Below are 24050 nucleotides of genomic sequence, written 5' to 3' on the forward strand. Positions count from 1 at the left end.
GCGGTTCGACGAGCCGGATCGGATCGCAGCGAGCCTAGGTGGCGCGTTGCTAGCCCATCGCGGATGTGAAACCGACGCAAAGTCGACGCAGCGCGACGACGTAGGGGTTTCGCGCCAAAAAGCTGGCTTCGCCGAAATAGATCGGAATTTCAGGCAGTTCCGGCAAATCGATCACGGTGATCGTGGTTTCGCTGCCATCCATGCACCAGGCGGGAATGATCGCGTAGCCGAGACCGGCTTCGACGCAGCGTTTCACGCTTGAGCTGCCCGATGTCGAGATCGCGATCTCCATCTCGGTATCGTCCGGCTGCAGATAATCGATGGCGAGGTTGCGCAGCAGTTGGCCGGGCTCATAGGTCACGAAGGGGCGCCCCTGCACCCATTGCCTGATCTCCCCCCGCGGCGGCGTCCCCCATTCGCGCGGCAGGACGAGCGCCGGCCGGTATGTGCAGACAAGGTGCTGCGGCACGTTGGGGTCGCCGAAATAGCGCTCCGTAATGCACAGGTCGAGGCTGCCGTCCCGGATCATCTCCGGAAGAGCGGTATCGCGCTCGAAGGCGATGATCTCGACCTGCGGGAAAAGCGTGCGGAACTGCGCCAGGATCGGCGGCATCAGATAGAAGAAGATCGCCTGCGGCAGGCCGATGCGCAGCACGGGACGCTCCTTCTGGAGCGTGCGGTCGAGCCGGGTCAGCACAGTATCGAGCTCGGGCAGCAACAGCTTGTAGAGGCTGCGCCCACGCGGCGTCAGGGTCACCGTCTTGGCGCCCTGCTCGGAGACGACCAGTCGCTCCGCCAGCAACTGCTCAAGGCGCCGCACATGGTTGGCGGCCGATTGGTAGCTCATGCCGAGCTTGCGCGCCGCGGCGGAATAGGAGCCGTCGCGCGCAACGATGAAGAACGTCTGGATGAGCGTCAGATTGGCTTCGCGCATGGTCCCTTCCGCCGGCCGGCCCGTCATTCCTTCCTACAACAGCTCTCCTTCCGCCACTTGCAAACAATGAGGCAAGTCGGCCCGGATCATTTGCATCGACCCGGCAGGAGAAGCGAACGAGGTTCTGGCCATCGCGTTACGGGACGAACCGCTCCGGGCATGGCCTCTTCTTCATCCATTCATGTCGCCGTGATCGGCGCCGGGATCGTGGGCGCAGCGGCCGCCCATTTTCTGGCTGCCGCCGGTGCGCGGGTGACGCTGCTCGACGCCTCTGGGCCAGCTGCGGGCGCGACCGGCGCGTCGGATGGCGCCGTCTCGGTCGCCAGCAAACGGCCGGGTCCGATGATGGATCTGGCCCGCCACGCCCGGGCCTTCTATGTCCGCAGCGAGCGGGATGGCCTGTTTCGCGGCCTGTTCCATCGCCGCTCGACTTTCCTCGTCGCACGAACGGCGATCGAGGCCGATCTCGTCGCCCAGCATGGCGCCGACCTCGCCGCGGTGGGCGAGCGCGTCGTCGAAATCAGCCGCACGGCTTTGCTGGATCGCATTCCGGGGCTGGGTGCCAGCGTCTGCGCAGCGCTCGAAATCCCCGATGACGGGCATGCGCTGGGCTATGAGATCACCGAGCGCCTCCTGCACAAGAGCGGCGTCAGCATCCGCCGCAATGCGCCCGTGTCCGAGATCGTCATGCGGGCTGGGCGCGTCGGCGGCGTCGCGATCCGGAACGAGCTGCTCGCAGCCGATGCCGTGCTCGTCGCCGCGGGGATCGGCTCGGCTCCGCTGCTCGGCCTTGGCGAGATTCTGATCCCGCGCAAGGGGCAGATGGTCGTCACCGACCGTGCCAGCACGGCAGGACCTGCGATCGACGGCCATCTGATGGCGGCTTCGTATCTCGCCGCCAAACGCGGCATCGTCCGCGACAACGCCCATATCGGCTTGGTGATCGACCCGCTGATGACGGGCCAGTTCCTGATCGGCGGCAGCCGCGAAGACCATCGCAGCGACCACGCCACCGATGCCGTGACCATCGCGGCGATCCTGCGTGAGGCGCTCGATCTCTACCCGCCGCTCGCCGGTCGCCGCGTCCTGCGCAGCTTCGCCGGGGTTAGGACCGCCTCCCGCGACGGCCTGCCGATCGTCGGCCTGCACCCGTATCGCGAAGGCGTCGTCATTGCGACTGGCTTCGAGGGCGACGGCATCTGCCTCGGACCGTTCATGGGTGCCTGCGCTGCCCGCCTGCTGCTGGGCGAGAAGCCGGAAACCGACCTGTCCGCTCTGTCGCCGCAACGCTTCGCTCGCGTCGAGGCCCACGCATGACCAGCCATTTTCTCTGGAACGGCGCGCCGGTGGCTTTCCAGCCGGGCGAGACGATCGCCGCAGCGCTGCTCCGGGTCGGGATCACCGATCTCGGCCAGTCCAACGACGCGCCCGGCGGACGGATGTTCTGCGGGATCGGCGCCTGCCAGGGCTGCGTCGTCGCGGTCGCAGGTGCGGCGCCGGTCGAGGCCTGCCTGACGCTCGCTAGCGAAGGCCTCCGGCTCGGCGCGCTACCTGCGGTCGGAGCCGATCATGCATAAGGGCCCTGTCCTCGTCGTGGGCGGCGGTCCGGCCGGCGCCAGCGCGGCTGCCGCCATCGCGGAGGCCGGCCTGCCCGTCATGCTGGTCGAGCAGCGGGATCAGCTCGGCGGCGCCATCCATCGCCAGCCGGCTGCCGGCGAAAACCATGTCTGGCGGCCCGCTCGTCACCGCCGCAACTGGACGGAGCTGACGGCGCGACTCCGGGGCTCCGCCGAGCGGATCGAGGTTCGGACGCAAACAGTGTTCCTCGGCGTCGACGGCGAGGGTCGCTTTTTGTTCGACGATCGTCGTGCCGGCCACGTCTTTGCGCACCGCCCCCGGGGAGCGATCATCGCGGTCGGTGCCGTCGAGACGATCTGTCCGTTCCCGGGCTGGGAACTGCCCGGCGTCATGACGGCCGGCGGTGCGCAGGTCCTGCTCAAGGAAACGGGCCGCCCTCCGGAGGGCCCGATCCTGGTGGCCGGCAGCGGACCGCTGCTGCCCGCCCTCGCGGCCCAGCTCGCAAAGGCCGGCAATCCCCCGGTCGCCGTGCTGGAGCGCGGCCGGCCATGGCGCGCCGCAAGGGCTCTGGCCCGCCTCGCCGCGTCATGGGCGCCGATGGCCGAGGCGGCTGCCTATGCAGCGACGCTTGCCATCAGCCGCGTGCCCTACCGCTGCGGAGCCGTCGTGACACGGGCTGAGCCTGATGGCCCAGGCCTCAAGGTCGGCATCCGCGTTGGGGAGACGCAGGACACCCTGCGCGTGCGGCATTTGCTCATCCATGACGGCATCGCCCCGAACCGCACCGGGATTCCGTTGCCGGCCCCCGACGCGGCCGTGCCCGTCCTGCTCGCCGGGGATGGGCGGGAAGCGCTCGGCGCCGATGCCGCGCTGCTCGACGGTCGACGCGCGGCGATGCAGATGCTTGCCCGCCTCGGCCTGGCAGGCACAGACGCTTCGCAAGTGCAACGCGGCCTGCAGCGTGCACGGGGCTTTCAGGCCGCTCTCGGACAAGCGCTCCACAGCGAGCCGGTGGTGCCTGCGCCCGAGACCGTGATCTGCCGTTGCGAAGGACGCAGCTGCGCGGATCTGGCCGCCCTGGCAGACGACGCTTCGCCGCGCGAGATCCGGCTGATGGGGCGCTTCGGCCTCGGTGCCTGCCAGGGCCGCTTCTGCGGCCCGATGATCGCAGCCCTGCGAGACCGGCCATTGCCGGCCGCAACTCCCCCGCGCTGGCCCTTGCGACCGGTTTCGGTCGCGGCGCTCGCCCGCCTGACAGATGATGAAACGGAGTGATCTGACCGTGACGATGTCCCTCGCCAAGCCTGCCCGGGCTATCGCCGCCTCCATGGTCGAGGTGACCAATCCGTTCGACGGCGCCCTCGTCGGCAAGGTCCGCGGAGCGGACGAGGTCGCGGTGGCCGAGGCCCTGCGCCGGGCGCGCAAGGCCTGGTCCAGCTTCCGCTTCAGCACGCCCGCGGAACGCAAGGAACTGCTCTATCGCCTGGCCGGCCGCCTCGAGGACGAGGCGGAGGCGATGGCCCGGACGATCTGCGCGGAGGTCGGCAAGACGATCGCCGAGGCACGCAACGAAGTCCGCCGCGCCCGCAACACGCTCCGGCTGAGCGGCGACGCCGTCACCGTCCTGCATGGCGAGGTCCTGCCCACTGCCATCGTGCCGGGAGCGCCGGACAAGCAGGCCGTGATCACGCATGAGCCTGCCGGGGTCCTGGGAGCGATCACGCCGTTCAACTATCCGCTCAACCTGCTCTGTCACAAACTCGGCCCCGCCATCGCGGCCGGCAATGCCGTCGTCGCCAAACCCTCGCCGAAGGCTCCGCTCGCTGCGCAGCGCCTCGCAGAGCTGGCCGAGGAGGCGGGCTTCCCGGACGGCCTGTTCGGTATCGTCCATGGCGGCGCCGATGTCGCGGCGATGATCGCGAGCGGCGACATCGATCTGCTCAGCTTCACGGGTGGGCCGACGGCGGGATTGGCGCTGAAGAACGCCTCTGGCCTTGTCCGCTGCCTGATGGAGCTTGGCGGCAACGACCCTCTGATCGTCATGCCGGACGCCGATCTCGACCGCGCCGCCGACGTCGCGATCGCGCACCGCTTCGAAATCGCCGGCCAGAGCTGCGCCGCCGTGAAGCGGCTCTATCTGCACGACGCCATCCGCGAGACGATGATCGAGCGCATCGCGGCGCGCGTCGCGAAGGTCACCACCGGCGATCCGGCCGATGCCGAGACTGCCATGGGCACCGTCATCGACGAGCCGGCGGCAGCGGAAGTCGAACGACGTGTGAAACTCGCCGTCGCGGACGGCGCCCGGATCGTCGCGGGCGGAAACCGCCGCGGCACGCTGTTCGCGCCGACCTTGCTCGACGCCGTTCCGGCCCAGACGGAACTCGTTCGTTCCGAGACGTTTGGGCCGGTGCTCGCCGTGCGCCGCTTCGACGATCCCGACGCTGTGATCGCCGAGATCAATGGCGGCGCCTACGGGCTGCAGGCCGGGCTCTTCACCAACGACCATGCGCTCGTGAAGCGGGTCTCCCGCCGGCTCCGCGTCGGCGGCGTCATGATCAATGAAGGGCCGGATTTCCGCGCCGAGAATGTGCCGTTCGGCGGCATCAAGTCGAGCGGACTGGGCCGCGAGGGCATCCACATGACCCTGCGCGAGATGAGCGAAACCAAGGTCGTCATCGACTGATGATGCAAGGAGCCAACAAGATGATCGATCCCGAACTGCGCCGGCGCCTGACTGGCGTCTTCACCGCGCTGGTCACGCCCTTCCGCGACGGAGCGCTCGATATTCCCGCGCTCGAGAAGCTCGTCGCTGCGCAGATCGCGGCCGGTGTGTCCGGGCTCGTCCCGGTCGGCACGACAGGCGAAGCCGCGACGCTGAGCGAGGATGAGGCCGACGCTGTGATCCGCACCACGGTGAAGGCGGCTGCCGGACGCGTCTTCGTCATGGCCGGCGCCGGCTCGAACGCGACGCGGCTCGCCATCGGCAAGGCCGAGCGTGCCCAGGCGGCGGGCGCCGACGGCCTCCTGCTCGTGACCCCCTATTACAACAAGCCCTCGCAAGAGGGGCTGTTCGACCATTTCTCCGCCATCGCCGGCGCGGTTAGCCTGCCCATCATGCTCTACAGCGTGCCGGGACGCGCCGGCGTCGAGATCGCGCCGGAGACCGCAGCGCGGCTTGCGGCGGCGCATTCCAATGTCGTCGCCATCAAGGAGGCAGGGGGCAAGGCGGAACGGATCACGGAGCTGCGGCTGGCACTCGGCGAGGATTTCGTCATCCATTCCGGCGACGACGGCCTGACGCTGCCTTTCCTCGCGCTCGGCGCCGACGGCGTGACGAGCGTCGCCTCGAACCTGCTGCCCGCCGAGGTCGTCGCGCTGTGCCGGGCCTGGTACGCCGGAGACCCGCGCGAGGCGCGCCGCATCCACAACGCCTTGTTCGACCTCGTCGGCCATCTCTTCATCGAGAGCAACCCGGTGCCGGTGAAGACGGCACTCGCGCGCGCCGGCCTGATCGGCCCGGAGCTGCGGGCGCCGCTCGCAGCGCTGCGCCCGGAAAGCCGCAAGGCGCTGGAAGCAAGCCTGCAATCGTTCGAGAGCCGAGCGAACATATAAGAAAGCCGGTAGGACGACGACCTACTCTCGCATTGTCCACGCAAGTGCGTCGCCTAGGCTCTCGTCGTCCTAACCACCAGCGCAAGACCGAAAAACATCGGCAAGGGAACGGAGTGGAAAGCTCATGAAATCGATCATTCGCGCCATCTGCGCAGCCAGCCTGGGATTGCTGGCACTTCAAGCCTCGGCCCGGGCCGAAGACACCATCGACGCCATACGCTCGCGCGGCGTGCTGCGCATACCGGGGATCATCAACGAGGATCCCTACTTCAACAAGGACCCGCGGTCCGGCGAATGGCGCGGTTTCGCCATCGAGATGGCCCGCGACATCGCCACCACCCTCGGCGTCAAGCTGGAGGTCGTCGAGTCGAGCTGGCCGAATTCCATCCTCGACGTGCAGAGCGGCAAGGTCGATCTGGCGCTTGGCGTCACGGCGACGCCGCAGCGCTCCCTCTCCGTCGCGTTCTCGAACCCGACCTACTTCAACAGCTTCGTCATCGTCTCGCCCAAGGCGGAGCTCTCGAAGCTGAGCTGGGCCGAGCTCAACGACCCGAAATACACCTTCGCGGTCGACCTGGGCTCCTCGCAGGACCTGATCGCCCAGCAATACCTGCCGAAGGCCAAGATGCTGCGCTTCAAGTCCCGCGACGAGGCGATCGTGGCGGTGGTCACAGGCAAGGCAGACGGTCTCGTCAACACCATGTTGAACGGCCTCGTCATGAGCAAGAAGGCGAGCGGCATCGGCAAGGTGATGGTGCCGTCTCCGGTTCTGTCGACGCCCTCCGTGGTCGCCATGAACTGGAAGGCCGACGAGAAGTCGCGCGCCTTCATCTCGGCCTGGGCCGAATACAACCGCCGCATCGGCAACAACCAGACCTGGATCGTGAAGAGCCTCGCGCCCTTCGGCATCACGCTCGACGACATGCCCGAAGGCTTCGGCTTCGGCGGTTAAGGCAGGAGCAGCCCCCAGAGCAGGATATTCGCGAAAACCGGCTTCCGGCTTTTCGCATCCTGCTCGAGGGCTGCCTTCACAAAAGGCTGGCATGATATGTACACGTGGAGCTTCGCCCCGATCTTCCAGGCGAGTGATCTGTTCCTCTGGGGCGCGTGGATCACCATCGTCTACACCGTGGCCTCCATCGCCATCGGGCTGGTCCTCGGGCTGCTCCTCTGCTTCGCGCGGCTTTCCGGCATCGGGCCGCTGAGCTGGCTGGCGCAGGGCTTCCAGGAGCTGTTCCGCTGCACGCCGCTGCTGGTGCAGCTGCTATGGATCTACTACGCCCTGCCGCTGCTGCTCGGCTTCGATCTCGCGAATTGGGCGGCGGCGCTGATCACGCTCTCGCTCTATGCCGCGGCCTTCTACGCCGAGGTCTTCCGCGGCGGCATCGTCTCGATCGACAAGGGGCAATCCGAGGCGGGCGCCGCCATCGGCATGTCGGGCTGGCAGGTCATGCGGCGCATCGTGCTGCCGCAGGCCATCCGCCGGATGATGCCGGCCTTCATCAACCAGTCGGTGACGCAGTTCAAGAACACCTCGCTCATCTCCGTGATCTCGGTGGCGGAACTCACCTACATGGCCAGCATCGTCAACGGGCAGACCTATCGCCCGCTGGAATCCTACACCATCCTCGCGCTGCTCTACTTCGCCATCCTGTTCCCGATCACGAAGTTCGCCGACATCGTCGAGAGCCGGACGCGCGGCAGCCATTGAGCGAGAGCCATTCCATGAACTCCGTTGCCATGCCCGGCCTGCGCGAGACCGTTCTCGAAGCGCGCGGCATCACCAAGCGCTTCGGCGCGCTCACCGTCCTTCACGGGATCGATCTCTCGCTGACCAGCGGTGAGGTCGTCTCGATCATCGGGCCCTCCGGCTCCGGCAAATCGACCTTCATTCGCTGCATGAACATGCTGGAGGTGCCGGACACCGGCGAGGTCCTGTTCCGCGGCCGCCGCGTCGGCCCGACATTCCGCGGCACGGGCCAGCTTCTCGGTCTTGGCGAATTGCGGCGCCATGTCGGCATGGTGTTCCAGCACTTCAACCTGTTCCCGCACATGACCGTGCTGGAGAACGTGATCGAAGGCCCCATGACCGTGCAGCGCAAGCCGCGCGGCGAGGCCATCGACATCGCGATGGACTACATCGCCAAGGTCGGCCTCGCCGATAAGCGCGACGCGCGGCCGGACCAGCTCTCGGGCGGGCAGAAGCAGCGCGTGGCCATCGCCAGGGCCCTCGCGATGCAGCCGGACGCTCTGTTGCTCGACGAGATCACCAGCGCGCTCGATCCTGAGCTCGTAGGAGAGGTTCTGGGCGTCGTGCGCAACCTTGCCGAACAGGGCATGACCATGGTCCTCGTCACCCATGAGATCTCGTTTGCGGCCGGGGTTTCCGATCGTGTCGTCTTCATGGAAACCGGGCGCATCGCCGAGCAGGGCAGCCCGGACCGCATCCTGCACAACCCGGACAACGAGCGTCTCAAGACCTTTCTCGCGCGCTTCCATGGCTGATCCGCAGGCAAGCAACGCCCGGCCCTTCAAGGTCGTCATCGTCGGTGCAGGCCGGATCGGCACGGCGCTGGCGCTCCTCCTGCGCGGAAAGCCGGAATTCGAGTTCCTGCTCGCGGACCCGACCGAGCCCGGCCGCAGGCGAGCCAAGGACCTTGCGCTGCCGCTGACGGAAGCCGATCCGGCCAACGCAGCCCAGCTCGACCGGCTCTTGACCGGGGCCGATGCCGTGGTCGCGGCATTGCCGTCCTCGGCGACGCCCATGGTGGCCGCGGCCGCCCGCCGCAGCGGAAGCAACTATCTCGACCTTGGCGATGACGGAGCCGCGCTCGAAGCCGTCCAGCACGAGGCCAACGCCGCCGCAGGCTGCTTCATCGCGCAATGCGGCATCTCGCCGGGGCTCGTCTCGGGCCTGGTTCTCGATCTCGCCTCGCGCTGCCCGGGCCTGCCGGATATCGACGTCCGGATCGGCGCTCTGCCGCGAACGGCCGCCGGGCGCCTGGGCTACGGGCTGGTCTGGGATGTCGACGCCACCCTGCGCGAATATACGCGCGCCTCGCTTGCGCTCGTCGACGGCCGCGAGTCCGGGCTGGCGCCGCTGTCCCGCTGCAGCCCCTTGCATCTCGGATCGCGCGACTACGAGGTTTTCGTCTCAGGCGCGATCCCGGCTACGCTTCGCGAGCGCCTGGCCGGCAAGGTCGGGAATCTGATCTCGCATACCATCCGCTATCCCGGGCACGCCGAACAGATGGCGTTCCTGCTGGACGAGTTGAAATTGCGCGACCGCGTCTATCTGCTGCGCAATCTCTTCCTCAACGCGCTGCCCGAGATCACCGATGATCGTCTGCTGATCTCGATCACCGCAGCGTCTCGTGACGCGGATGGTGCGCCCCACGAACACTTCCTGCGCGAGGTCGAGCCGCTAGAGATCGGCGACGCCGCGATCGGCGCCATGCGGCGCACCGCTGCCTCCCATGTCGCCGCGGTGCTCGATCTGTTGCGCCTCGGGCAAATAGGCCGCCAAGGCCTCCTTGCGCAGGAGGACATTCCTCTGGATCTCCTGCGCGAAAACCGTTTCCTTGCCTGGTTCTTCGAGACGCCGGCACCTGTCCCCGGTCGCGTTTTGCAGGGAGTGCATCCATGAACGGCTCTGGGTCCGGACGGCTGGGCGCGGTCGTGAACGATCTGAGCATCGGGGTCCTGATGCTCGACACCCATTTTCAACGCCTGCCGGGCGATATCGGCAACGGCCGCACCTGGCCTTTCCCGGTCCAGTTCCGGGTCGTCCGCGGCGCCGATCCCGCGGCCATCGTCCATGGTCGCCCGGAAGAATTCCTCGAGCCCTTCATCGCCGCCGCCCTCGATCTCGTCGCTTGCGGGGTGCGCGGCATTGCTACCAGCTGCGGTTTTCTGGCGCTGCTGCAGCGAGAGCTGGCCGCCGCACTCCCGGTTCCCGTGGCCACGAGCAGCCTGCTGCAGGCACCGTTGATCGAGGCCATGCTGCCCGCCGGCCAGCAAGTCGGCATCCTCACCTTCGCCGCGGAGGCGTTGACGGCGCGCCATCTGGCCGCCGTCGGGGTGCGTCCCGACACTCCCATCGAGGGGCTGCCTCCGGACAGCCTGTTCCGCCAGGTCTATGGCAATCGCGGCGGCGTGTCCGACGTCGCAAAGCTCGAGGAAGAAGTCGTGACAGCCGCCCGCGCGCTGGTCCGCCGCCATCCGAATGTCGGCGCGATCCTCTGCGAATGCACGAATCTTCCGCCGCATTCGGCGGCGGTCGCTGCTGCCACCGGGCGGCCGGTCTTCGACGTCATCGGGTTCGTTGAATGGTTCGGGCATGCGATCGCGCCGCCGCGCTTCCGCTAAGGTTTGACGAGGAGCGCCGCTGGCTTTTGGTCTCGCTATTGATTGAAGTGCTCGCAAGGCGGGACTAGGCATGTCCCTAGGCGCGAGACTGCAGCGGAGATGCGGGGGTCGCGCTCGGCCTTCAGCGATGGCGTCCATCTGCGGGACTACGCAAGTTTCGTGCGGGACCGGGAGGCGGAGATGTGCCGCAGCCTCGGCATCCAGGCTCCGCGGTAGCTTGCGCCACCCCGCGCCGTGTCCCGGCCCTCCGCTGCCATGGGCCAATCGGCGCGCGAGATGGGCCGAGTGACTAAAACTCGATGCCCTGCTGCGCCTTCACGCCGGCGGCGAAGTGGTGCTTCACCAACGTCATCTCGGTGACGAGGTCGGCCGCCTCGATCAACTCCGGCTTGGCGTTGCGGCCGGTGACGACGACGTGCAGGTCTGGGCGGCGAGCGACCAGCGTCGACACGACGTCGGCGAGCGGCAGATAGTCGTAGCGCAGGGCGATGTTGAGCTCATCGAGCACCAGGAGCCGGATTTCGGGGTCGGCCATCAGCTCCCTCGCCTTCGCGAAGGCGCGCTCGGCGGCAGCGATGTCACGGGCCTTGTCCTGCGTTTCCCAGGTGAAGCCCTCGCCCATGCTGTGCCAGGCGACCTGATCGCCGAAGGTTTCCAGCGCCTTGCGCTCGCCGGTCGACCAGGCGCCCTTGATGAATTGCACCACGCCGATGCGCCAGCCATGTCCGAGCGCGCGCAAGATCAGGCCGAAGGCCGCCGTTGACTTGCCCTTGCCGGGGCCGGTGTTGACGATGAGAAGGCCCTTCTCGACGGTCTTGGAAGCGACCTCGGCGTCCTGCACCGCCTTGCGCTTCTCCATCTTGGCCTTGTGGCGGGCGGTGTCTTCGGTGTCGGTCATCATTTCACTCGCATCGGCAATCCGGCGACCATGAAGACCACGCGGCCGGCGCGCGCCGCAAGCGCCTGATGCAGCCGCCCGGCCTCGTCGCGGAAGCGGCGGGCGAGCGCATTCTCCGGGACGATGCCGAGGCCGACCTCGTTGCCGACCAGCACGAGCGGCGCGGAGACGCTTTCGCAGGCGGCGATCAGGGCCTGGCGCGCCGCGGCCGTATCGCGCTCGGCGAGGATGAGGTTGGTCAGCCAGAGCGTCAGGCAATCGACAAGGATGGGCCGGCCGGCCGGACGGACGGCGATGGCCTCGGCGAGATCGAGCGGCGCATCGACGGTCTGCCAGCCCTCCGGGCGGCGTGCGCGATGCTCGGCGATGCGCTCGCGCATCTCGTCGTCATAGGCCTGGGCGGTGGCGATGTAGCTCCAGGGGGCCGGGCAAGCCTCGATCAGCGCCTCGGCATGGCGGCTCTTGCCGGAGCGGGCGCCGCCGAGGACGAGGGTGAGGTGGGGCAATTCCATCGAAAAGTCCTATGCCGTCATGCTCGGGCTCGACCCGAGCATCTCCATCCGAAAGGGCGAGCCTCTTCCTGTACGAGATTCTCGGGTCAAGCCCGAGAATGACGTTTCTGCCACGGCGCACTGCATTGCACAGCGGCACGCCGATAGCTAATGATGGTCCATGACGGTGCCTCCGCAAGGAGGTGAAAAGGGAACGCGGTGAGATACCGCGGCTGCCCCCGCAACTGTAAGCGGGTGTTTCCCGCCATCGGCCACTGGAGCGCTCGCTCCGGGAAGGCGGTGGGGAACATCAGACCCGCGAGCCAGGAGACCTGCCGTCGACCCGCAACGATCCAACCGGCTGCCGGCGGGGCGGCCACGGAGAGCCCCATGAACACCGCTTCGGTTTCCACCACTCAACTCAGCGTCTCGGAACGCGTCAAGGCAGCCGCCGCCGCGCTCGTGATCGGCGTCGCGCTGATCTACACGACCGGCTTCGCGGCCTCGACGAACGTTCACAACGCCGGGCACGATACCCGCCACGGTCTCGCCTTCCCCTGCCACTGAGGGAAAGCATCCATGGTTACGCGTGTTCTCACGGTCAGCATTCTGGCCGGGCTTCTGGCTGGGCTGATCGTCGCCGCCCTCCAGCATGTCACCACCACCCCGCTGATCCTCAAGGCCGAGACCTATGAGGCGGCGTTGCGCCTGCAGGCGCCGACGCTCGCCGCCTTCGACGGCGAGGCGAAGATCATCCTCGCGCATGGCCCCGCTGGCGATGCGCCCGGCCACGACCATGCCGAATGGAAGCCGCAGGACGGCCTCCAGCGCACGCTCTTCACCAGCGCAGTGACGATCGCGACCGCAATCGGCTTCGCCGCGCTGCTGCTCGCGGGAATGATCGCGGCCGGCGATACGATCGACCAACGTAGCGCCCTGGTCTGGGGCGCCTGCGGCTTCCTGGCGCTCGGGCTCGCCCCCGCGATGGGGCTCGCGCCGGAATTGCCGGGCGCGGCTTCCGCAGCGCTGGAGCAGCGGCAGTTCTGGTGGCTGGTCACCGCTATCGCCACGGCGCTTGGGCTCTTCCTGTTCCTGCGCTTCGAGCAGCCCTGGCTCAAGCTGCTGGCCGTCGTCGTGATCCTGCTCCCGCATGTGATCGGCGCCCCGCATCCGGCTGCGCCGGAGAGCAAGGTGCCGGCCGAGGTTGCGGCGCATTTCGCGGCTCTGTCACTCGGCATCCAGGCTGCGCTCTGGCTCGCCACCGCCTTCATGGTCGGCGTGCTCTGGCCCTGGGCCAGCCGGCGCGCCGCGCTCGCGCGCTGAAGGCAGCGGAGCCTCCGGGCTCCGCGCGAAAGGCAAGTCATGTCCGAGGGCGACCTCACTATCCATGTCTGCACCGCCTGCAGGCGGGCGCGCGCCGATCTCCCGGAGGGTTACGACCAGCCGGGGCTGGCGCTCGCGGAGCGTCTCACCGCTCAGCTCGCAGCAAAGGGCAGCACCATCCCGGTGCTGCCTGTCGAATGCCTCGCCGTCTGCAAGCGGCCCTGCACCATCGCGCTCAGCGCCGATGGCAAATGGACCTATCTGATCGGCGACCTCGACACCGACACCCATCTCGACGAGATCGTCGGCGCGGCGGAGGCCTATGCCGCCAGCGCCAACGGCATCGTTCCCTGGAAAGAGCGGCCGCAGTCCTTCCGCAAGGGCGTGGTCGCACGCGTGCCGCCTTTGCCGGCGCGCCAGCAAGGATGACATCATGAACGCTCCGCAAACCACGAACCTGGGCAAGACGCCCTGCACGATCATCACCGGCTTCCTCGGCGCCGGTAAGACGACGCTGGTGCGCCATCTCCTCGAGAATGCGCAGGGCAAGAAGCTCGCCGTGCTCGTCAACGAGTTCGGCGATCTCGGCTTCGACGGCGAGTTCCTGAAGGGCTGCGGCATCGCCGGCTGCAGCGACGAGGACGTGGTCGAGCTGCCGAATGGCTGCATCTGCTGCACCGTCGCCGATGATTTCGTGCCGGCGCTGGAGAAGCTCCTGAACCGGCCGAACCCGCCCGAGCATATCCTGATCGAGACCTCCGGCCTCGCCTTGCCGAAGCCGCTGGTGCAGGCCTTCAACTGGCCTGCAATCCGCGCCCGCGTCACCGTCGACGGCGTCATCGCCGTGGTCGACGGACCGGCCGTGGCCGATGGCCAGTTCGCCGATGATCCCGAGGCGCTCGCGGCGCAGAAGGCGGCCGATGTCTCCGTCGAGCACGACAACCCTCTGGAGGAGGTATTCGAGGACCAGATCCTCTGCGCCGACCTTATCCTGCTCAACAAGAGCGACCTCGTCGACGAGGCCGGCCGCGCACGGGTCAAGGCCGAGATCGCCGAGCACCTGCCCAAGGCGATCAAAATCGTCGAGACCGCCCATGGCAAGGTCGAGCCGGCGCTGATCGTGGGCTTGGGTGCCGCGGCCGAAAGCGATCTCGCCGCCCGCCCCTCGCATCATGGCGAGGGCGAGCATGATCACGACCATGACGATTTCGACTCGGTCGCCGTGCCGCTGCCGGCGGGGCTTTCACCGGAGGAGCTGACGGCGCGTGTCGCCAAGGCCGCCGAAGCCGAGGGCGTGCTGCGGCTGAAGGGCTTCAGCGCCGTGCCGGGCAAGCCGATGCGCCTCGTCGTGCAGGGCGTGGGCCGGCGCGTCGGGCATCATTTCGACCGCCCCTGGGGCGCGAGCGAGCCGCGCGACGGGCGCCTCACCGTGATCGGCCTCAAGGGCTTCGACCTCACGGCCGTGGAAGCGGCTCTCGCGGGGGCGTAAACCGGACCGATGCATCTTCTCCCGACCAGCGAGATCAGGCTCGACGACGGCGAGGACGCCGTCGATCTCGCCTTGCCGCCGGGAGACGTGCTCATGCTCTCCTTCACCGACAGCGACCTCTCCGCGCTGGCGGTGGCGGCCCGCGTCGACGCGGAACCGCCCTCGTCATGGTCGGGCTTGTCCCGACCATCCACGCCTTCCCCTATCGAAGGTCGTGTTAAAGACGTGGATCCTCGCCACAAGGGCGAGCATGACGGACAGAGCCTGTCGGTGCGGCTCGCTCCGCTCAGGCGGCTGAGACATCCGCTCTCGGTCGATTTGTTGATCGAGAAGACGGCGGCGCAATGCCGCTTCGTGCTGGTGCGCTGCCTCGGCGGGCTCGACTACTGGCGCTATGGCATCGAGCAGCTCGGCATCGCCTGCCGCGCGCGCGGCATTCCGCTCGCGATCCTCCCCGGCGACGAGCGCGACGATCCGAGACTGGGCGAGCAGGCGACCGTCCCGGCTGAGTTCGCGGCGGAACTGCTAGCCTATTTCCAGGCGGGCGGCGGCGCCGAGAACATGCGGCGGCTGCTGGGGCGGATCGCAGGATATATCGCGCGGGCGCCAAGAGCATCCAACCTGACGCCACTCCCGCTGCCATCGTTCTTCGCGCTCGGCAGCGACGGCAAACCCCTGCCATGGCTCGACGCGCTCGCTACGATCCCGGCCGACAAACCACTCGTCCCGATCCTGCTTTACCGATCCGGCGTCGCGGCTGGCGACACGGCCATGGCCGAGGCCCTCGCCACCGCCCTCGCCGCGCGCGACCTCGCACCCCTCCCGCTCGCGGTGACCAGCCTGAAGGACCCCGCGGTCACCGCCGAACTCGCAGCGCTGATCGCAGTGCGAAAGCCGGCGCTGATCGTCACCAGCACCGCCTTCTCCGCTCGCGAAGGCGCGGATTTCGTGCTCGACGGCGCCGATTGCCCGATCCTGCAGGCCGTGCCGGTGGGCAGCCCGCGCGAAGCCTGGGAAGCCTCGCCGCGTGGCCTCTCCGCCGCCGATCTCGCCATGCAGGTGGCGCTGCCGGAATTCGACGGGCGCATCGGGGCAATTCCGGTGGCGTTCAAGGCCGAAGCAACCGACCCGGCGACCGGGCTCAGTATCCGCCGGCTCGTGCCGGATGCAGAGGGCATCTCTGCGCTTGCCGATTTGGCGAAGGGCTGGATCGCTCTCGCCCGGAGACCGGCGGCCGAGCGAAAGCTGGCACTGGTGATGTCGGACTATCCCGCGCGCGGCGGCCGGGCCGGCTTCGCCGTCGGGCTCGATACGCCTGCCAGCGTGACGGCGATCCGGGAATTGTTGGCGGGGGTGGGATACGCTGTTGCCGCTCTCAACCCTCATCCTGAGGAGCCGCGCAGCGGCGTCTCGAAGGATGATCCAGCGCGCTCTGGAGCATCCTTCGAGACGCTAGGCTCGCGCCTTGCTCCTCAGGATGAGGGCTCGCTCTTGATGGCCGCACTGACTGCCGGGCCAACCAATCTCTCCATGCCTCTCACGGCCTATCGCGAATGGCTCGCCACCATCCCCGCTGCGGCGCGCGAGTCCCTTCTTGCCAGCCACGGTGCGCCCGAAGCCGATCCCACCTGCCGCGAGAGCGCCTTCCGCTTCCGCGCCGTACGCTATGGATGCCTCACCGTAGCCCTGCAGCCGCCGCGCGATACCACGCCCGACCGCAAGGCGCGCTATCACGACCCCGACGCGCCACCCGGCCACACCTACCTCGCCTTCTACCTCGCGCTGCGCCAATCCGAGGCCATCGACGCGCTGATCCATCTCGGCACGCACGGCACCACGGAATGGCTGCCGGGCAAGGCCGTGGCGCTCTCGGCCGGCTGCTGGCCGCGCCTTGCCGTCGGCGGGCTGCCGGTGATCTACCCCTATGTCGTCGACGACCCCGGCGAGGCGGCGCCGGCCAAGCGACGGCTCTCGGCCGTCACCCTCGGCCACCTCCCGCCGCCGCTGGCCGAGACGGAGGACGCCGGCGAAACCGCCTTGCTGCGCGATCTCGTCGAGGAGTTCTCGCAGGCGCAGGTGCTCGATCCGCGCCGCGCCGACCTCGTCGCCAGCGAAATCCGGGCGCGGGCCGAGGCGAGCGGGCTCGCGGCCTCCTGCGGCGTCGCAGCCGACATGGAGATGAGCGAGGCCCTGACCCGGCTCGACGCCCATCTCTGCGACATCGCCGAATTGCCCTTCCGCGACGGGCTGCACGTCTTCGGTCGGTCCGACGCCGACCCGGCTTCCGCCCGCAACGAGCGCGAGAACCTCCTGCGCTCCCTAGATGGCCGCTTCGTTCCGCCGGGCCCGGCCGGCTCGCCGCATCGCGGCCGTCCTGACGTGCTGCCGACCGGGCGCAACCTCTCGACGCTCGATCCCCGCGCGATCCCGACACGCGCCGCCACACGGCTGGGCCAACTGGCGGCGCAGGCTGTGGTCTCGCGCCATCTGCAGGATCATGGCGACTATCCGCGCCGGATCATCATGGACCTCTGGGCCTCACCAACGCTGCGCTCCGGCGGCGAAGACATCTCCCATGCGCTGGCATTGATGGGCGTCGAGCCGCTCTGGGACAATGCCTCGACCCGCATCACTGGTTTCAGTATTCTGCCACAGCCGAAGCTCGCCTATCCGCGTCTCGACGTGACCGTGCGCATTTCCGGCACCTTCCGCGACACCTTTCCGGGGCAGATCGCGCTGATCGACCAGGCGGCGCGGGCTGTCGCCGCGCTGGACGAGCCCGACGACTGGAACGAGCCGGCCGCTGCCCGCCGCCGCGGCGGGCATGGCGCGCGCATTTTCGGTGCGGCTCCCGGCCGCTATGGCGCCGCCATGGCGGACCGAGCGCTCGACGGCGACTGGACCGAGCGCCAGGAGCTGGGGGCCGCCTATCTCGCCGCCTCCGACCATGCCTATGGCGGCCCGGAAGGCATGGCCACGGCCGACCCCGGCTTTATCGACCGCATCAAGGCTTCCGACGCTTTCATCCATGTCAGTGACACCGCCGGGCGTGACATTCTCGAAGCCAGCAGCGCCGCCGATGTGATCGGCGGGCTCGCGGCAGCTGCGAAGGCGCTCGGCGCCGATCCTGCCCTCTACAGCCTCGACAGCTCGAACCCCGAAGCGCCGAAGGCGCGGACGCTGGCCGAGGACATCGCTCGCATCGTGCACGGCCGGCTGACGCATCCGCGCTGGATCGCTTCCCAACTCGCCCATGGCTGGCGCGGGGCGGCGGAGCTGGCCGAGGCGGTCGATACGCTCTTCGTCTTCGCGGCGAGCACGGAGGCCGTCGCGGACGGGCTGTTCGAAGCGGTCTTCCAGGCCTATTGCGCCGATCCGCAGATCTGGTCCGCTCTCGAAAGCGCCAATGCGCCGGCCGCCGCTTCGATCCGCTCGCGACTGGCCGAGGCGGCGCGACGCGGCCTCTGGACCAGCCGGCGCAACTCGGTCGGCGCCTTCCTGGCGCGGGAGGCGGCGGAATGAGCGCGCTCCCGCAAAAAGCGCCGCAGGCCGGAAAGGAAGCGCTGCGACGCGGCTGGTGCCCGAGCACCCTCAGGCCGATGGAGACCGGCGACGGCTGGCTGGTGCGCCTCCATCCGCCCGGCGCGATGCTGACACCTTCACAACTGAGGCGGATCGCGGCTCTGGCAGCCGAGCACGGCAACGGACTCGTCGAAATCTCCGCCCGCGCCAATCTGCAAATCCGGGGGGTGACGCCCGCGAGCCATCCGGCGCTGGTCGAGCGCCTGCTGGCGGAGCATCTCGTCGATGAGCATGCGGGTGATGGACCACAGCGGCTGACGCTGGTCTCGCCGCTGGCGGGCAGCGATTCGAACGGCCTGATCGACGCAGCCGCATTGGCCGGGCAGATCGAGCTGCGCGCCCGCAGGATTCCCGGCCTGCCGGCCAAGCTCAGCGTTATCGTCGATGATGGCGGCACGCAGGCTCTGGACAGCCTTTCAGCCGACATCCGAATCGTCGGCGTCGGGGCCGGGGGTGTCACCCTGTGTCTGGCGGACCATCTGTGGCGTGGGCCAATCCCCGAAGCGGATGCCGCAGCGACGGTTGACACCATCCTGCGCGGCTTCGCAGCGCTGCGCAGCGCCGCTCCCGACCGTATCCGCCGCCTGCGCGACCTGCCATCCGAGAGGTTGACCGGCCTGAGCACGCTCCCGGAAGCGCCTGCACATGCCTACCGCCCCCGGGGGCTGCGCGCCGGGCTGCTCGCTCTGGGGGAGGACCGGTTCGCGGCGGTCATCGGCCTACCCTTCGGCCGGTGCGATGCGGCCACCCTCGACAAGCTCGGCGCCGATATTGAGACCAGCGCAGGCGACATCCGGCTTTCGCCCTGGCGAGGGCTTGCCTTCCGCAATCTCCGCCGCGCCGAAGCCGACAAGCTGATGACACGGGCGAACGGCCTCGGCCTGATCACGCGGGAAGAGGATCCGCGCCTTTCCGTGCAGGCCTGCGCCGGCAGCCCCGCCTGCTCGCGCGCCAAGGCACCGGCAACGGCGGATGCGGCTATCCTCGCCGACGCGGCCGCCGATCTGCTCGCGCGAGGCGTGACGCTGCATGTCTCCGGCTGTGTCAAATCCTGCGCCCATCCGGCGGCCACCGATCTCACTCTGGTCGGGCGTGACGGGCGCTACGACGTCGTGTTCGGCGGCACGGCGCGGGACAAGCCGGTCGCGACGCTTGACCTTTCGACGCTGCTGGCGCGATTGCAGCCGGGAGAAGAGTTTCACGCGCGGCTGGCCAATGTCGCGCGTTCAACGGGATCGCAGGGTTGAGCAGGGCATACGATTACATTCAGGACGGGGCGGCGATCTATGAGCGCTCCTTCGCAATCATCCGTGCGGAAGCTGATCTCGCCCGCTTCAACGGTGTGGCCGAGCGCGTCGTCGTGCGGATGATCCATGCCTGCGGCATGACCGACCTGCCCGGTGACGTCGAGATGTCGGCGGATTTCGCGAAAGCCGCACAGGCCGCGCTCAGGAGCGGCGCGCCGATCCTCTGCGATGCCAAGATGGTCGCCAATGGCGTGACGCGCGCGCGCCTGCCGGCCGGCAACGAGGTCATTTGCACGCTCGACGCCCCTCAGGTCCCCGCGCTCGCGGCTGAGATGGGCACGACCCGTTCCGCCGCCGCGATGGAGCTGTGGAAGTCCCGGCTTGCCGGCGCCATCGTCGTGATCGGCAATGCGCCGACCTCGCTCTTTCGCTTGCTTGAAATGCTCGATGCCGGCGCGCCCAAGCCGGCGGCCGTGATCGGCATCCCCGTGGGCTTCGTCGGCGCGGCGGAATCGAAGGCAGCGCTGGCGGAGGATGGGCGCGTGCCGTGCCTCGTCGTGCATGGACGGCGCGGCGGTTCGGCCATGGCGGCAGCGGCCGTCAATGCGCTCGCGCAGGACAAGGAATAGGCGATGAGCGGGACACAACGGCCCCTGCTCTACGGCGTCGGCCTCGGGCCCGGCGCCCCGGACCTGATGACGGTCAGGGCGCGCGAGATCATCCTTTCGGCCGATCGTCTCGTGCATTTCTGCAAGCGCGGCCGGCGCGGCAATGCCCGCAGCACGGCCGACGCCATCATCGCGCCCGATCCGGCCCGCGAGATCGAACTCGCCTTCCCCGTCACGACCGAGGCCAATGTCGGCGAGCCCGACTATGACGGGCCGATCGCGACATTCTACGAGGAGGCAGCGGAACGTCTGGCGGCGGAGATGCAGGCCGGGCGGTCGCTCGCCGTGCTCTGCGATGGCGACCCGTTCTTCTACGGCTCCTTCATGCATCTGTGGCGGCGGCTCTCCCAGCGCTTTCCGACCGAGGTGGTGCCCGGCGTCACCGGCATGACCGGCGCCTGGGGCGAAGCCGGGGCGCCGATCACCTGGGGCGACGACGTCATGACCGTGCTGCCGGGCACGCTGCCGGAGGCGGAGCTGGCGCGACGGCTGGCCGATACCGACGCCGCCGTCATCATGAAGCTCGGCCGCAATCTCCCGAAGGTGCGCCGTGCCTTGGCGGCCGCCGGGCTGGCGGGCCGAGCGATCTATGTCGAGCGGGCGACGATGGCGCGGCAAGTGGTGGCGCGCCTCGCCGACAAGGCCGATGACGAGGCGCCCTATTTCGCCATGGTGCTGGTGCCCGGCGAGGGACGGCGCCTGTGACGGGCTCGCTCACCATCGTCGGCCTGGGCCCGGGCACGCCGGAGTGGATCACGCCAGCGGCGCAGGCCTCTCTCGACTCCGCAACCGACATTGTCGGCTACGGCCCTTATGTCGACCGGGTGCCCGAGCGGGCCGGATTGACCAAGCACGCCTCGGACAACCGCGTCGAGGTCGAGCGCGCCTCGCACGCCCTGCGGCTGGCGGCGGAAGGCCGGACAGTCGCGGTGGTCTCGGGCGGGGATCCTGGCGTCTTCGCCATGGCGGCGGCGGTGTTCGAGGCGCTGGAAGCCGGCCCCGCGGCGTGGCTGGCCATTCCCATCGGGGTCGAACCCGGCATCACCGCGATGCTGGCGGCCGCCGCGAAGGCCGGCGCTCCTCTCGGCGGGGATTTCTGCGCGATCTCGCTCTCGGACAATCTCAAGCCCTGGGATGTGGTGACGGCGCGGCTCGACGCTGTGCTCGCCGCCGATCTGGTGATCTGCCTCTACAATCCGATCTCGAAGGCCCGGCCCTGGCAGCTCGGCAAGGCGCTGGAACTGGCGGCCAAGCAGCGCGAGGCCGGAACGCCGGTGCTCTTCGCCCGCGCCGTCGGGCGCCCTGACGAAAACCTGCGCGTGCTGACGCTGGCGGAGGCTGTTGCTGCCGCGAGCACGGCGGACATGGCGACGCTGGTGATGATCGGCGCGTCGAGCACGCGCCTGATCGCGCGCGAGGGCGCCGCGCCTTACGTCTACACGCCGCGCTCGGTCGCGAAGATGCCCTGCGCCACCAGCCAGGGCAGGACCTGATCGATATGATCGACGGTCTCGACATCGGGCTTGGGCGGGCGCTCCACCATCACCACCGGCAGGGAGAGCCGGCGCGCCGCCACGAGCTTGCCGACCGTCGCCGGCCCGCCCGAATTCTTGCTGACCAGGATCTCGACGCCCTCGCGGCGCATCAAATCTTCCTCGTCGTCGACGTCGAAGGGGCCGCGCTGCTGGATAACGTCGACATGCGGCACCGGCAGGCGATCGCCGATCGGCTCGATGGCGCGGACGAGATAGCGATGCTGGGGAGCGTCGGCGAAGGCCGGCAGTTCCAAGCGCCCCACGGTGAGGAAGACGCGCCGCGGCGCGTCGCCCAACGCCTGCGCGGCAGCCTCGATATCCTGCACGGATTTCCAGCGGTCGCCGGCGCGCGGCTTCCAGGACTCGCGGCGGATCGCCAGAAGCGGCACGCCTTCGGCCTTGCAGGCATGCTCGGCATGGAAGGGCATGATCGCGGCGAAGGGATGGGTCGCATCGACGACGGCGACGATGCCTTCCTCGACCAGATAGCGCCTCAAGCCCTCGACGCCGCCGAAGCCGCCAGTGCGGACCGGCAGATTGGTCGGGCGGGGATCGACGGTGTGCCCCGCCAGCGAGATAATGGCGCGAATATCGGGAGCCTGATCAGCCAAGTGCTGGTCAAGCGCAGCAGCTTCAGTCGTTCCGCCAAGGATGAGGACGGTCATGTCGACAGTTTTGCGTGAATCGGATGCTCTGTCGAGCGGCGAAGCGCCGGCGCCCTGGCTCTCGCTGATCGGCCTCGGCGAGGACGGTTCCGCAGGCCTCTGTCGTGAAGCGCTGGCAGCGTTGAACGAGGCCGAGATCGTCTTCGGCGGCGAGCGGCATATCGCGCTCGTCGGCTCCGTGCCGGGGGAGCTGCGCTCCTGGCCGCAACCCTTCCGCAACGCGCTGCCGCAGATCCTCAAGGAGCGCGGCCGCAAGGTCTGCGTGCTCGCGACCAGCGACCCGTTCCATTACGGCATCGGCAACAGCCTGAGCCGCGCGATCCCGGCCGAGGAGATGCGGATCATCCCGCAGCTCTCCTCTTTCTCGATGGCCTGCACGCGGATGCGCTGGCCGCAGGAGGAATGCGCGCTGGTGTCGCTGCACGGCCGCACGCTCTACCGCATCGTCCCGCACCTCCAGCCCGATGCGCGCATCCTTGCCCTCTCCTGGGACGAGAGCACACCGCGCGCCGTCGCCGAGCTGATGGTCGCACGCGGCCTCGGTGCGAGCCGTATCGTCGTGATGGAATCGCTCGGCGGGCCGCAAGAGCGCATCCGCGAGGCCCGCGCCGACGCCTTCGCCATCGATGATATCGTGCCGCTCAACCTGATCGCGGTCGAGGTTGCCGCGACCCACGACTCGCGCATCCTGCCGCTGACGCCCGGGCTCGACGAGGAATGGTTCGCCCATGACGGGCAAATCACCAAATCGGAGATCCGCGCCATCACGCTGTCGGCGCTGGCGCCGCGCGGCGGCGAGCTGCTCTGGGACGTCGGCGCGGGCTCCGGCTCGGTCGCCGTCGAATGGTGCCAGCGCCATGTCCGCAACCGGGCTGTCGCCTTCGAGGCTCGGGCCGACCGGGCCGAGCGGATCGCGCGCAACAAGCTCGAACTCGGCGGCCTCGACGTGACCGTCGTTGGTGCGGCGCCCGCCGGCTTCGTCGGGCGCGAGGCGCCGGATGCGGTCTTCATCGGCGGCGGGCTGACCGAGGAAGGCCTGTTCGTCGCGGCCTGGGCGGCGCTGAAGCCGGGCGGACGGCTCGTCGCCAATGTCGTCACCATCGAGGGCGAAGCGAAGCTCGCGGCGCTACACGCCGAACATGGTGGCTCGCTGCGCCGCATCTCGATCGATCGGCTCGCCCCCGTCGGCGGCAAGCATGGCTGGCGCCCGGCGATGCCGGTGACGCAATGGCGGGTCGAGAAGCCTTGAGCGCCGGCCGCCTGGTCGCCGGCATCGGCATCCGGCCCGGCACGGAAGCAGTCGACATCCTGGCCTGTCTGGACGAAGCGCTGGCGATTGCCGGCCTCAGCGGCACTGCGACGCCGCGCTTCGCCACGCTCGCGAGCCGTGTCGGGGAAGCCGGCATGATTGCCGCGGCGGCAGACCGCGCGGCCGAGCTCGTCGCCATACCCGACGAGGCGCTGAAGGGCTTCGAGGCCGCCTGCGCGACGCGTTCGACCCGCATCGCTTCCCTCTACGGCGTCGGCTCGGTGGCGGAGGCTGCGGCGCTGGCTGGAGCTGGCCCAGGCGGCCAGCTGGTGCAGCCGCGCATCGCGACGGGCCGCGTCACCTGCGCGCTGGCCAGGACGGTATCGTGATGCACCCGAACCTCCCCGT

Annotated in this window: 25 protein-coding genes and 1 riboswitch; of the genes, 21 read left to right on the forward strand and 4 right to left on the reverse strand. The window is 68.9% G+C overall.

The window, feature by feature from the left end; all coding sequences use genetic code 11:
- Window positions 1–49 precede the first annotated feature (49 nt).
- On the reverse strand, window positions 50–934 hold the full coding sequence (locus AC1DE3_RS11560) for a LysR family transcriptional regulator (RefSeq protein WP_441509423.1): 885 nt from the start codon (window positions 932–934) through the stop codon (window positions 50–52).
- A gap of 159 nt (window positions 935–1093) precedes the next feature.
- Here AC1DE3_RS11560 and AC1DE3_RS11565 point away from each other — a divergent pair, with 159 nt between their 5' ends.
- The 10 genes from AC1DE3_RS11565 (at window position 1094) to AC1DE3_RS11610 (ending at window position 10495) form a co-directional block, all read left to right on the forward strand.
- On the forward strand, window positions 1094–2251 hold the full coding sequence (locus AC1DE3_RS11565; protein WP_441509424.1) for an NAD(P)/FAD-dependent oxidoreductase: 1158 nt from the start codon (window positions 1094–1096) through the stop codon (window positions 2249–2251).
- Window positions 2248–2511: a 2Fe-2S iron-sulfur cluster-binding protein gene (locus AC1DE3_RS11570; protein WP_441509425.1), complete on the forward strand. Its 264-nt coding sequence runs from the start codon at window positions 2248–2250 to the stop codon at window positions 2509–2511. The genes AC1DE3_RS11565 and AC1DE3_RS11570 overlap by 4 nt, the downstream gene beginning before the upstream one ends.
- Complete coding sequence (locus AC1DE3_RS11575) at window positions 2504–3787, forward strand: FAD-dependent oxidoreductase (RefSeq protein ID WP_441509426.1); 1284 nt, start codon at window positions 2504–2506, stop codon at window positions 3785–3787. The genes AC1DE3_RS11570 and AC1DE3_RS11575 overlap by 8 nt, the downstream gene beginning before the upstream one ends.
- Window positions 3788–3800: 13 nt before the next feature.
- On the forward strand, window positions 3801–5198 hold the full coding sequence (locus AC1DE3_RS11580) for an aldehyde dehydrogenase family protein (protein ID WP_476779808.1): 1398 nt from the start codon (window positions 3801–3803) through the stop codon (window positions 5196–5198).
- Window positions 5199–5218: 20 nt separating this feature from the next.
- The gene (dapA, locus tag AC1DE3_RS11585) at window positions 5219–6127 is read left to right on the forward strand and encodes a 4-hydroxy-tetrahydrodipicolinate synthase (RefSeq protein WP_441509427.1); all 909 of its coding nucleotides are present in this window, start codon (window positions 5219–5221) and stop codon (window positions 6125–6127) included.
- A gap of 124 nt (window positions 6128–6251) precedes the next feature.
- A complete protein-coding gene (locus AC1DE3_RS11590) occupies window positions 6252–7079 on the forward strand; it encodes a transporter substrate-binding domain-containing protein (protein ID WP_441509428.1) in 828 nt (275 codons plus the stop codon).
- Window positions 7080–7175: 96 nt separating this feature from the next.
- Entirely contained in the window at window positions 7176–7838 is a 663-nt protein-coding gene (locus AC1DE3_RS11595; RefSeq protein ID WP_441509429.1) for an amino acid ABC transporter permease, read from the forward strand.
- Between the two features lie 14 nt (window positions 7839–7852).
- Window positions 7853–8632 (forward strand): amino acid ABC transporter ATP-binding protein, encoded by a 780-nt coding sequence (locus AC1DE3_RS11600; RefSeq protein ID WP_441509430.1) that lies wholly within the window; start codon window positions 7853–7855, stop codon window positions 8630–8632.
- Window positions 8625–9773 carry a saccharopine dehydrogenase family protein gene (locus tag AC1DE3_RS11605; RefSeq protein WP_441509431.1) on the forward strand — a complete coding sequence of 383 codons (1149 nt, stop codon included), beginning with the start codon at window positions 8625–8627 and terminating at the stop codon, window positions 9771–9773. The genes AC1DE3_RS11600 and AC1DE3_RS11605 overlap by 8 nt, the downstream gene beginning before the upstream one ends.
- On the forward strand, window positions 9770–10495 hold the full coding sequence (locus AC1DE3_RS11610; protein ID WP_441509432.1) for an aspartate/glutamate racemase family protein: 726 nt from the start codon (window positions 9770–9772) through the stop codon (window positions 10493–10495). Before AC1DE3_RS11605 ends, AC1DE3_RS11610 begins: the two co-directional genes overlap by 4 nt.
- Before the next feature lie 289 nt (window positions 10496–10784).
- On the opposite strand, the gene cobO is transcribed toward AC1DE3_RS11610, so the two are convergent.
- Both cobO and cobU read right to left on the reverse strand, forming a co-directional pair.
- Window positions 10785–11393, reverse strand: coding sequence for a cob(I)yrinic acid a,c-diamide adenosyltransferase (gene cobO, locus AC1DE3_RS11615; protein ID WP_441509433.1), 609 nt, complete (start codon window positions 11391–11393; stop codon window positions 10785–10787).
- Window positions 11393–11905 carry a bifunctional adenosylcobinamide kinase/adenosylcobinamide-phosphate guanylyltransferase gene (gene cobU / locus AC1DE3_RS11620; RefSeq protein ID WP_441509434.1) on the reverse strand — a complete coding sequence of 171 codons (513 nt, stop codon included), beginning with the start codon at window positions 11903–11905 and terminating at the stop codon, window positions 11393–11395. Before cobU ends, cobO begins: the two co-directional genes overlap by 1 nt.
- Window positions 11906–12052: 147 nt before the next feature.
- Window positions 12053–12238: riboswitch (cobalamin riboswitch) on the forward strand.
- Window positions 12239–12274: 36 nt separating this feature from the next.
- On the opposite strand from cobU, the gene AC1DE3_RS11625 reads away from it, so the two are divergent.
- The 9 genes from AC1DE3_RS11625 to cobJ are packed head-to-tail and all read left to right on the forward strand — an operon-like array spanning window position 12275 to window position 21686.
- On the forward strand, window positions 12275–12451 hold the full coding sequence (locus tag AC1DE3_RS11625; RefSeq protein ID WP_441509435.1) for a CbtB domain-containing protein: 177 nt from the start codon (window positions 12275–12277) through the stop codon (window positions 12449–12451).
- Between the two features lie 12 nt (window positions 12452–12463).
- Complete coding sequence (locus tag AC1DE3_RS11630) at window positions 12464–13207, forward strand: CbtA family protein (protein ID WP_441509436.1); 744 nt, start codon at window positions 12464–12466, stop codon at window positions 13205–13207.
- A 39-nt stretch (window positions 13208–13246) separates the two neighbouring features.
- Window positions 13247–13636 carry a DUF1636 family protein gene (locus AC1DE3_RS11635; RefSeq protein ID WP_441509437.1) on the forward strand — a complete coding sequence of 130 codons (390 nt, stop codon included), beginning with the start codon at window positions 13247–13249 and terminating at the stop codon, window positions 13634–13636.
- A 4-nt stretch (window positions 13637–13640) separates the two neighbouring features.
- Entirely contained in the window at window positions 13641–14696 is a 1056-nt protein-coding gene (gene cobW / locus AC1DE3_RS11640; RefSeq protein WP_441509438.1) for a cobalamin biosynthesis protein CobW, read from the forward strand.
- 9 nt (window positions 14697–14705) lie between these two features.
- Window positions 14706–18218, forward strand: coding sequence for a cobaltochelatase subunit CobN (gene cobN / locus AC1DE3_RS11645; RefSeq protein ID WP_441509439.1), 3513 nt, complete (start codon window positions 14706–14708; stop codon window positions 18216–18218).
- The gene (gene cobG / locus AC1DE3_RS11650; RefSeq protein WP_441509440.1) at window positions 18215–19525 is read left to right on the forward strand and encodes a precorrin-3B synthase; all 1311 of its coding nucleotides are present in this window, start codon (window positions 18215–18217) and stop codon (window positions 19523–19525) included. The genes cobN and cobG overlap by 4 nt, the downstream gene beginning before the upstream one ends.
- Window positions 19522–20154 carry a precorrin-8X methylmutase gene (locus AC1DE3_RS11655; protein ID WP_441509441.1) on the forward strand — a complete coding sequence of 211 codons (633 nt, stop codon included), beginning with the start codon at window positions 19522–19524 and terminating at the stop codon, window positions 20152–20154. Before cobG ends, AC1DE3_RS11655 begins: the two co-directional genes overlap by 4 nt.
- Window positions 20155–20157: 3 nt before the next feature.
- A complete protein-coding gene (locus AC1DE3_RS11660; protein ID WP_441509442.1) occupies window positions 20158–20898 on the forward strand; it encodes a precorrin-2 C(20)-methyltransferase in 741 nt (246 codons plus the stop codon).
- Window positions 20895–21686: a precorrin-3B C(17)-methyltransferase gene (gene cobJ, locus AC1DE3_RS11665; RefSeq protein WP_441509443.1), complete on the forward strand. Its 792-nt coding sequence runs from the start codon at window positions 20895–20897 to the stop codon at window positions 21684–21686. The genes AC1DE3_RS11660 and cobJ overlap by 4 nt, the downstream gene beginning before the upstream one ends.
- Here the strand turns inward: cobJ and AC1DE3_RS11670 are convergent.
- Entirely contained in the window at window positions 21629–22393 is a 765-nt protein-coding gene (locus AC1DE3_RS11670) for a cobalt-precorrin-6A reductase (RefSeq protein ID WP_441509444.1), read from the reverse strand. The two genes, cobJ and AC1DE3_RS11670, sit on opposite strands and share 58 nt — an antisense overlap.
- Between AC1DE3_RS11670 and cbiE the strand changes: the two genes are divergently transcribed.
- Both cbiE and AC1DE3_RS11680 read left to right on the forward strand, forming a co-directional pair.
- A complete protein-coding gene (cbiE, locus tag AC1DE3_RS11675; protein ID WP_441509445.1) occupies window positions 22392–23642 on the forward strand; it encodes a precorrin-6y C5,15-methyltransferase (decarboxylating) subunit CbiE in 1251 nt (416 codons plus the stop codon). The two genes, AC1DE3_RS11670 and cbiE, sit on opposite strands and share 2 nt — an antisense overlap.
- Window positions 23639–24031: a cobalamin biosynthesis protein gene (locus AC1DE3_RS11680; protein WP_441509446.1), complete on the forward strand. Its 393-nt coding sequence runs from the start codon at window positions 23639–23641 to the stop codon at window positions 24029–24031. Before cbiE ends, AC1DE3_RS11680 begins: the two co-directional genes overlap by 4 nt.
- The last annotated feature ends 19 nt before the right edge of the window (window positions 24032–24050 follow it).

The organism is Allobosea sp. 10L417 (assembly GCF_056395485.1).